Origin of the sequence: Stenotrophomonas sp. HMWF023, from assembly GCF_003060985.1 — a bacterium.
Classification (GTDB): domain Bacteria; phylum Pseudomonadota; class Gammaproteobacteria; order Xanthomonadales; family Xanthomonadaceae; genus Stenotrophomonas; species Stenotrophomonas lactitubi.
In genome coordinates this window covers 1-2856 of sequence record NZ_QAIJ01000002.1, presented here as the reverse complement: position 1 = coordinate 2856, position 2856 = coordinate 1, and the positions used below count along the sequence as shown (strand labels likewise).

The window sequence follows — 2856 nt, the reverse complement described above, 5'->3', positions numbered from 1 at the left end:
CGCCGGGCATGGCCCGCCGCTACCCATGAATCGCGCGACGCCCCGGTAGCGCCGGGCCATGCCCGGCGAGCGCGAAGCGCGGCGCGTGACGATCATTCCTCTTCTTCTTCCGGAACGTCCTGCGGATTCAGCGTCTTGCTCGCGCGCTTGGGCGCGGTGAACGGCGTCGGCGTCGGCACGCCGGGCGGCGTGTTGCCGTACATCATCCGCGCACCGGCAGTCAGACCGGCACCGGCAATCTCCAGCTCGAAGCGCTCGGCGTCGCGGCGGCGGATCTCGGTCGCGATCTCGATCGCATCGTCTTCGTCCGCGCCCAGCTCGACCAGTGCAAACTGCCCGAACAACACCGCCGATTCGAAGGTCTCACGGATCTGGAAATCGACACCGGCGTGTATCAACCGCAGCGCATGTTCGCGATCGAACGAGCGCACCATCAGCTTGGCCTGCGGGAACTCGTGCGCCACCAGTTCGACGATGCGGTCGGCGGCCTCGGCCTTGTCCACGCACACGGCAATCGCGCGTGCGGTAGCTGCACCGGAAGCATGCAGCACATCCAGGCGGGTGCCGTCGCCGTAGTAGATCTTGAAGCCGAAGCGCGCCGCGCTCTGGATCATCTCCACATCGTTGTCGATGATGGTCACGTCCACGTCGCGGGCCAGCAGCGACTGGCTGGCCACCTGCCCGAAGCGGCCGAAGCCGATCAGCAGCACGCTGCCGGACAGGCCATCGGCCTCGTCCACGCCATCCAGGTTCACCGTCGGCTTCGGCGCCACGCGTTTGTAGACCAGCACCACCAGCGGCGTCAGCGCCATCGACAGCACCACCACGGCGGTGAAGTTGGCATTGATGTCCAGGCTGATCACCCCAGCACTCGCCGCGGCCGAGAACAGCACGAAGGCGAATTCGCCGCCCTGCGCCATCAGCACGCCACGGTCCAGCGCCTGCGCATGGTCGCTGCCCATCAAGCGCGCCACCAGATAGATGCACAGCGCTTTGGCCGCCATCAGCGCAACCACCAGGCCGAGGATCATCGGCCAGTTGCCGGCCACCACGCCCAGGTCCAGCGCCATGCCCACGCTGAGGAAGAACAGGCCCAGCAGGATGCCGCGGAACGGTTCGATGTCCGCCTCGATCTGGTGGCGGAAGGTCGATTCGCTCAGCAGCACGCCCGCCAGGAACGCGCCCATTGCCATCGACAGGCCGGACAGCTGCATCAGCAGCGCCGCGCCCAGCACCACCAGCAGTGCGGCGGCGGTCATCACTTCGCGCGCCTTCGATTCGGCCAGCACGCGGAACAGCGGGTTGAGCAGGAAGCGACCGACCAGCACCAAGCCGACGATGGCACCCACGCCGATCGCCACCGACATCCAGCGCGAGCCCTCGCCATCGGCACTGCCGGCAGCCGGCGCCATCCAGGCGACAAGCGCCAGCAACGGCACGATCAGCAGGTCTTCGAACAACAGGATCGAGACGATCTTCTGCCCCGACGGCAGCGCGATATCGCCACGCTCGGCCAGCAGCTGCATCACCACTGCGGTGGAGGTCAGCACGAAACCGGTGGCGCCGATGAAGGCGATCTGCCACGGCAGCCCGAACAGCTTGGCGATGCTGGTCAGCACCAGCGCGCAGGTGACGATCTGCAGCGTGCCCAGCCCGAAGATTTCCTTGCGCAGGCTCCACAGGTGCGAGGGCCGCATTTCCAGGCCGATGACGAACAGGAACATGACCACGCCGAGTTCGGCGGTATGCAGGATCGCCTGCGGGTCGGAGAACCAGCCCAGCCCGAACGGACCGATCGCCAGGCCGGCGGCAAAGTAGCCCAGCACCGAGCCCAGGCCGAGCCGACGGAACAGCGGCACCATCACCACCGCTGCGCCCAACAGGGCGACGACCTTGACCAGCTCGCTGGTCGCTGCTTCTACCGCCATGCGGTGGGTTCCCCGGAAATCGAAATCGGACTCAACGATAGAGCAACACCGATGACGGCAATAGCACGTGTGTTGCGTTTTATTGTCTTGGAGATGGAACGATGCCAGGGATGACCCCCAACATCATCCCGGAATAATGCACGGTAGCGCCGGGCCATGCCCGGCGGATGTACGGGCAGGCGCCGCTGCGCTCGCCGGGCATGGCCCGGCGCTACCTATGACAATCACCCGCCCCGACAAAACGCGGCGTAATCGATGTACCCCGGGAACGGCACGCCCGGCGCACACACCGGGCACTGCGGGTCCGGTCCGATGCCGGTCTCGCGGAAACGCATGCCCAGCGCGTCAAAGCGCAGCAGGCGGCCCACCAGCGGCTCGCCGATGCCCAGCAGCAGCTTCAGCACTTCGGTGGCCTGCAGCACCCCGGCCAGGCCCGGCAGCACGCCCAGCACACCCGCTTCGGAGCAGTTGGGCGCGAACTCCGGCGGCGGCGGCTCCGGGAACAGGCATCGGTAGCACGGTGCCACGCCACGCTGGCGGCCGGCATCGAACACGCTCACCTGGCCGTCGAAGCGCTCGATGGCGGCGTAGACCATGGGCTTGGCGTGCTTGATGCAGGCGTCGTTGAGCAGGTAGCGCAGCGGGAAGTTGTCCGAACCATCCAGCACCACGTCGACATCCTGCAGCAGGCGGTCCACGTTCTCCGAAGTCACCCGCTCGGGCACGGCCTCGACCTCGATGGACGGGTTCAATGCCAGCAATCGCTCACGTGCCGAATCCACCTTCAACTGGCCGACGCTGGCCTCGGTATGCACGATCTGCCGATGCAGGTTGCTGCGCTCGACACGGTCGTGGTCGGCGAAACGCAGGTGCCCTACCCCGGCCGCCGCCAGATAGAAGCCGGCCGGCGCGCCCAGGCCCCCTGCAC

2 protein-coding genes are annotated in these 2856 nt (G+C 67.1%); both read right to left on the bottom strand.

The features are described from left to right. Nucleotides 1–92 precede the first annotated feature (92 nt). Nucleotides 93–1928, bottom strand: a complete 1836-nt coding sequence (locus tag DBR20_RS00030; RefSeq protein WP_108264741.1) for a monovalent cation:proton antiporter-2 (CPA2) family protein — start codon at nt 1926–1928, stop codon at nt 93–95. Between the two features lie 224 nt (nt 1929–2152). Then, nucleotides 2153–2856 (bottom strand): ThiF family adenylyltransferase (locus tag DBR20_RS00025; protein WP_181392977.1); only part of this gene is annotated, 704 nt, incomplete at its 5' end.

Coding starts and splice junctions, on each gene's coding strand:
- DBR20_RS00030 (WP_108264741.1), bottom strand. CDS start 1,928: ATGGCGGTAGAAGCAGCGACCAGCGAGCTGGTCAAGGTCGTCGCCCTG.